This window comes from Kitasatospora sp. MBT63 (assembly GCF_000710465.2).
In the GTDB taxonomy this organism is placed as follows: Bacteria; Actinomycetota; Actinomycetes; order Streptomycetales; family Streptomycetaceae; genus Kitasatospora.
On record NZ_JAIZ01000422.1, the window covers coordinates 1 to 5904 of the forward strand.

The 5904-nt window shown below is 74.3% G+C and carries 5 protein-coding genes; all 5 read right to left on the minus strand.

Annotated features, from left to right (window positions below):
* A partial coding sequence (locus AA75_RS23370; protein ID WP_051813135.1) for an MAB_1171c family putative transporter occupies positions 1–968 on the minus strand: 968 nt, incomplete at its 3' end.
* The gene (locus AA75_RS23375; RefSeq protein WP_063794421.1) at positions 965–1516 is read right to left on the minus strand and encodes a hypothetical protein; all 552 of its coding nucleotides are present in this window, start codon (positions 1514–1516) and stop codon (positions 965–967) included. The genes AA75_RS23370 and AA75_RS23375, both read right to left, overlap by 4 nt.
* Positions 1517–1587: 71 nt before the next feature.
* The gene (locus AA75_RS23380; protein ID WP_033822159.1) at positions 1588–2016 is read right to left on the minus strand and encodes a helix-turn-helix domain-containing protein; all 429 of its coding nucleotides are present in this window, start codon (positions 2014–2016) and stop codon (positions 1588–1590) included.
* 246 nt (positions 2017–2262) lie between these two features.
* A complete protein-coding gene (locus AA75_RS23385) occupies positions 2263–4341 on the minus strand; it encodes a tetratricopeptide repeat protein (protein ID WP_033822160.1) in 2079 nt (692 codons plus the stop codon).
* Between the two features lie 49 nt (positions 4342–4390).
* Positions 4391–5602, minus strand: a complete 1212-nt coding sequence (locus AA75_RS23390; RefSeq protein WP_199520398.1) for a hypothetical protein — start codon at positions 5600–5602, stop codon at positions 4391–4393.
* Positions 5603–5904 lie beyond the last annotated feature (302 nt).

Genomic DNA, 5904 nt, shown 5'->3' on the forward strand with positions numbered 1-5904 from the left:
CGGGTCGCCTCGGCGGCCGCCCGCTCGGCGATCTCGGGCCGCAGGTGGGCGCGCAGGGCGAGTTGGCCGTCGCGGATCTCGATCACCCTCCGGTAGAGCGCGAACTCGGCGTCCGTGGACAGCCGGTGGCCACCGGCCGCCCCGGCGGCGTCGAACGCGATCTCCGGGACGGCGGTCCGCAGCGCCGCCCACAGGGGGGCCAGCCTGCGGTACCGGTACCAGGCCCGCAGTCGGCGCAGCGGCCGGGCCGGCAGCCCGGCCCAGGCGGTCAGGGTGGCGCCGCCGATGCCCAGGGTGAGCGCCAGCACGCTGGCGGTGGCGGAGACCCGGTCCTCCCGGGTGAGCTGGTGGCCGGTGGTGAGGGCGTCCAGCAGTGGGCCGATGCTCAGCACCGCCCAGACCAGTCCGACCGCGGCTCCGGCCAGCACCAGCCGCAGCCCGGTCCGCAGCAGCCGGTCCTCCACCTGCCGCGCGGCCCGGCCGATCAGCAGCAGGAAGACCGCCAGGCACCAGGTGGCGTGGGCGGTGAACAGCGCGTTGTAGCAGGTCAGGGTGGGCCGCCCGGGCGGGTCCACGTACAGGCCGCCGGTCGCGGGCGTCGGATGGGCGAGCAGGAACGCGGCGGCGCCGGCCGCCATCACCGTCAGCGTGCCGATGGCTTGGCGGATCATCAACTTCCGCCCGCGCCGGGGTGGTTCGACGGACAGGGCGAGCAGGGCGAGGAACCCCTGAGCGGCGATCTTGAGTTCGCCGCCGGCCAGGCCGAGGGCGAGCGCCCAGGGGGGCCGGCCGTGGGCGGCGGCCGAGGCCGAGGGGGAGAGCGCCGCCATCGCCACGGCCATGCACAGCGCGAACGCCACCAGGTACAGCGTCCCGGCGGCGGGCCGGGTGCCGCGGACCTGGTGGAGCCGGAAGCCGATCCCGAGCAGGGCGATCACACACGCGGCGGCGGCCGCGAGGTCGATCACGGGCAGGAACCCCAGCGGGCCGGGCGGTCGAAGATCGAGCCCAGCCGCCCGGCGGGGCCCTGCTCGCCGGGCGGGCCCGGCGGTACGGCCGGTCTGGCCCGGCTGGCCCGGTGCAGGGCGAGCGAGGCGAACAGCTCGGCCTCCTGCTCCTGCACCTCGGTGTAGACCGTCCGCCCGAGCACCCGGCGGATCAACTCACCGGACAGGTGCGGGAAGAGCGGCCCGGCGGTGGCGCCGTCCGTGCCGCCGGGGCCGCCGCGGTGGCCGCACAGCAGGTGCCCGACCTCGTGCAGCACGATGTGCTGCTGGTGCAGCGGGGTGGTGTCGGTGGGGAAGCCGATGTAGTCGGCCCGGTCGGTGCTGACCAGCACCCCGCAGGGTGCCCGGACCCCGGCCGGCAGCGGGATCAGCTCGATCGGCCGGCCGAGCTGCTCGGACAGCGCGCCGAGGAACCCGGCGATCTCGAAGGGCACGGGCAGCGGGGCGTCGGCGACCAGCTGCTGACACCGGCGCCAGAGCCTTCTGCCGTCGCGGTCCGCCCATGCCATCGCCACTCCCACCCCTGCCGTCCGGTCGGCCACCCCCGATGATCCTAGGCGCGGGCGCCGGACCGGAGATATCACTCGGACCGCTGGGATCTGGCCTCTCTGCGGGCGATCGCCTCGATCATGTCGCTGATGGTGCCGAGCCCTTCGGGCGACAGGGTGACGGCGCGCAGCGCGACCTCCCGGACGCCGGCGTTGCGCATCGCACCGAGCAGCGCCAGCTCCTCGGTGATCTTGTCGCTCTGCTCGTCGTCGAAGAAGTACGAGGGCGGGACCTGGAAGAACTGGGCCAGCGACTCCAGGTGACGCTTGGTCGGGTTGTCCCGCCGGCCGGTGCGCAGCTGCCAGAGGTAGGTGGCCGAAAATGTCTCCCCGCTGGCCTCCCGACAGGCCCTGGCGACCTCCTCGTGGCTGTACGGCTCGCCACTCGGACGGCGGACGACCTGGAAAAGCCGGTCGATCCGGTCGCTGAGTGTGGGCGGGTCAAGGTCCGGACCAGTCAAAGCGCCTCCCTCACGGGTCCTACGCCGGCCGGTTGAGCACAGCTGGTGTCAGGGTTGTTCCCGGGACATCGTAGTTGGCGCCGGCCGGGCGCGGATACCGTGGGTGGTGCGGGCCAGGTGCGGAAGTGGTGCGGATCAAGCGGCTTTCGAGTGTCGTGTCCCAGGTGGCCCGCCGGGTCGCCGGCGGGCCGTCAGGTGCCGGTCGGGCGGCGGTGGCGCGCCGGTCGCCGGCCGCTCGGCGCACCGTCACCGGCTGTTCAGGCACAGCTCCCGCTCGGCCCGGACGTCCGGGTCGTCGTCCTCGGCCAGCAGGGCGTCCAGCAGCTCCAGTGCGGCGTCGGTCCGGCCGGACTCGCGCAGCGCCACGGCCAGGTTGAAGCGGATCTCCGGGTCGGGGGAGAGTTCGGCGGCGCGCCCCAGGTCGGCGACGGCCGCCGGCAGGTCGCCCCGCTCGTACCCGAGCGCCCCGCGCAGCGCCCAGCCGGGGGCGTAGTCCGGGTCGGCCGCCAGGGCGCGTCCGAGCGCCTCCAGTGCCTGCTCGATGTTGTCCGCGTCCAGGTGCAACTGTGCTTTGAGGCAGAGGAGTTCGGCGCTGTCGGGGGTCAGTTCCAGGCCGTCGCGGACGTCCTGCCAGGCGGCCTCGGCCTCGCCGAGGGCGAGCAGCAGTCCGGCCCGGTTGAGGTGGGCGTCGGGGAATGCCGGGTCCAGCTCCAGGACGTACCCGAAGTCGGCCACCGCGCCTTCCAGGTCGCCGAGTTCGGAGCGCACGTCGGCGCGGTTGTAGTACGCCTCGGGGAACGGCGGGGAGAGCCTGACGGCCTGCTCGAAGTCGGCCAGTGCCTCGACCGGGCGCCCGAGGCTGCGGTGTGCCAGCCCCCGGTCGAAGTGGTACTCCGCGTAGTTGGGGTCGAGTGTGATCACCTCGGTGAAGTCGGCGATCGACTCGGCGTGCATCCCGAGCTGGCCGGTCACCTGGGCGCGGTTGTGCCGCAGTACCGAGCGGTGCAGGGCGTGCTCGTCCGGGGCGAGGGTCTCGTCCAGTTTGGCCAGGCACTCGTCGAGCAGGGTGAGGGCACCGGCCAGGTTGCCCTGGTGCATCTCGATCAGGGCCAGCCCGTTGCGGTTGAACACGGCGCGGGCGACCCGCTCCTTGGGGTCGGGCATCTGCTCGGCGAGCGCGATGGCCTGGTTGATCCAGCCGCGGGCGAGCAGGTGGTCGCGCTGGGTGGCGTCGAAGTGCCGGGTGTAGAGCATCGAGGTGGCGTAGGCGGCCTGCATGTGGACCACCGGGTGGGTCGTGACCGCCCGGGCCTCGGTGTAGAACGGCAGCGACCGCTCGGGCAGGCCGAGGGCGGCGAAGGAGGTCGTCATCTTGGTGGTGAAGGCCCACCAGGCGTCCAGGTCGTCCGCGGGCTCCACGAGGGTCAGCCCGCGCTCCCCGAGTTCCACCGTGGCGTGGTAGAAGCCCAGGTCGATGCAGGTGTCCAGGGCCCGGCGCAGGGCGGTGACGGCGGCCGGCCGGTCGCTGCCGTACTGGGCGTGCCAGGTGAGGGCGCCGAGCGCGAGCGACTCCTGGTCCAGGGCGGCCAGTTCCTGCTGCCGCCGGTCGTGCAGGGCGGCGCGCTGTTCGGCGGGCAGCGCCCGGTAGGCCTCGGCGAGCCGGGGGTCGTCGGCGGTGCCGTCGCTGTCGACCCAGGCGCGGGCCGGGTCCGCGGGTAGCGCGGGCGGCGGCCCGTCCACGTCGAGCGCGGCGCAGTGGGCGGCCAGGGCCGCCGGGAGCGGGGCCTCGGTGGGTCCGTCGACCGCGGTGGGCCCGGCGGTGTCGGTGACCGCGACCACGGTGATCAGCGCGGGGTCGGCGCGGCGCAGCAGGACCGCGACGAACTCCTGGTCGGTCGGGTCGGCGTGCTGGAGGTCCTCGACCACCAGGGTGCGCGGGCCGTCGTCCAGGCTGCGGGCGTACGCGGTGAGGAACTCGACCAGGCCGTGGCTGAGCCGCAGGGTGCGCAGCCGGGAGTAGAACCGGGTGCGTTCCTTGGGGATGGCCAGCGAGGTCAGGGTCTCGCGGGTGGCCTGCACGGTGCGGCGCAGTTCCGGTGCGGCGGAGAGGATCTCCACGTCGTGGCGGGCGACGGCGTCGGGGCAGCGTTCCAGGGCGTCGGGGACCACCGCCCGCAGCACGGAGCCGGCGGCGGTGTACGGGCCGCGCAGGCGTCGGTGGGCGCTCACGGTGGCCAGCACGGGCGGCAGTTCCAGGCCGGGGCGGGCGGCGTCGGCCGCGCTGCGGTGGGTGGCCCGGATCCAGTGGTGCCGGTGCTCGGCCATGACGGTGCTGCCTTTCGGACGGGAACGGTGGATGCGGGGCGGGCGGCGGTCAGCCGGCCGCGGCGGCCCGGGCGGCGCGGCGGTCGCGCAGCGCGATGGCGGCGGCGACGGCGAGCTGGGCGCCGCTGAGGGCCAGCACGGTGACGGAGTCGACCAGTTCGACGACGGAGGTGCTGCCGGTGAACCGGCCCAGGACCCCGACGACCACGTGGTAGGCCATCGGTACGGCGGCGGTGGCGCCGAGCAGCAGGGTGAACGTGTAGCCGAGCACCATCAGCCAGCTGTACCAGCGGGCGACCCGCAGGTCGGTGGGGTGCAGGTGGGTGTCGTCGGCGCGGGGGCGGCCGGTGAGCCGGCGGATCCGGTCGCGCAGCACGTGCTTGGCGGCGGTGTGCAGGTCGACGCAGCCGAGCACGGTGGTCATCAGCAGGTAGAGGTCGGTGCGCAGGTAGAACAGCAGCTGCCAGGCCAGCCGCAGCACGGTCGCGTAGGCGAGGGCCAGGCACAGGCCGGCGGCGAGCGGGAAGCTGCCGTCGGGGCGGCGGAGCAGGTCGGCGGCCAGGGTCAGCGCGGCGAGCGCCAGGACGTCCGCCAGCACGCCCGCCAGGATCGGCAGGTACCGCTTCCGGCGGGGGACGGCGACCAGCCCGTCCATCGAGGTCTCGGCGACCACATAGTAGAGCCGGCGGCCGAGCCGGAAGTGCGAGTGCAGGCCGATCCGGCGCCCGGCCAGGGCGTGGAACGCCTCGTGCAGGGCGATCAGCGGGGTCTGGCCCGCCAGCAGGAACAGGGCGATCACGCTGTAGTACGGGGTGAAGAAGATGTGGTGGTAGTCGGGGAGCAGGTCCGGCGTGCGGACGCTCTCGACCAGCCACAGGACGGTCAGCGCGGCGTAGCAGACCCAGGCGGCCGGGCCGAACAGCGCCTTGCCCAGCCGCTGGTGGCGGACCGGGCGTGCTTCGGCGACGTGCTCGCCGTCGGCCAGCAGGAATCCCAGCTCGTCCAGGGAGTCGAGCAGGTCCTGGATGTCGACGTCCTCGCCCCAGCGTTCGCGGTACGCGGCGGCGGCCCGGTTCGGCGGTGTGCCTTCGGCCAGCAGGTGGACCAGGTAGGCGCCGTCCACCGGGAGCACCACGTAGGTGTCGGTGTCGGCGCGGCCGACGACCACGTCCTCGCCCTCGGGGTGGAAGACCAGGGGGTGCATCGGCTGGGGCCGGTCGAGCGGGCTCGGCGCGGTTTCGCTGTCCGGACGGGCTGGCAAGGGTTCCTCCTGCGCGCGGGGACGGCCGAGCCGGGCCATCCGCGGATCCGGCGGACGGCCCGGTCGGGGCCGAGGTCAGACCTGGGCGACGATGATGCAGGACCACGGCGCGTAGAGCGCCTTGGCGGCGCTGGTCATGCGGACCGGGCCGGACTTGCGGATGGCGATCTTCTTCATGTGAAGGCACCCCTTTCTCGGGTTCGGGTGACGGCGGGAAGCCGGTCAGACGGCGACGACGATGCAGTCCCACGGCGCGTACAGGGCCTTGGCGGCGCTGGTCATGCGGACCGGGCCGGACTTGC

What these genes read in the sequence shown, in the direction of transcription:
- AA75_RS23375 (WP_063794421.1), bottom strand. Translation starts at nt 1,516, where the DNA reads ATGGCATGGGCGGACCGCGACGGCAGAAGGCTCTGGCGCCGGTGTCAG.
- AA75_RS23385 (WP_033822160.1), bottom strand. Translation starts at nt 4,341, where the DNA reads ATGGCCGAGCACCGGCACCACTGGATCCGGGCCACCCACCGCAGCGCG.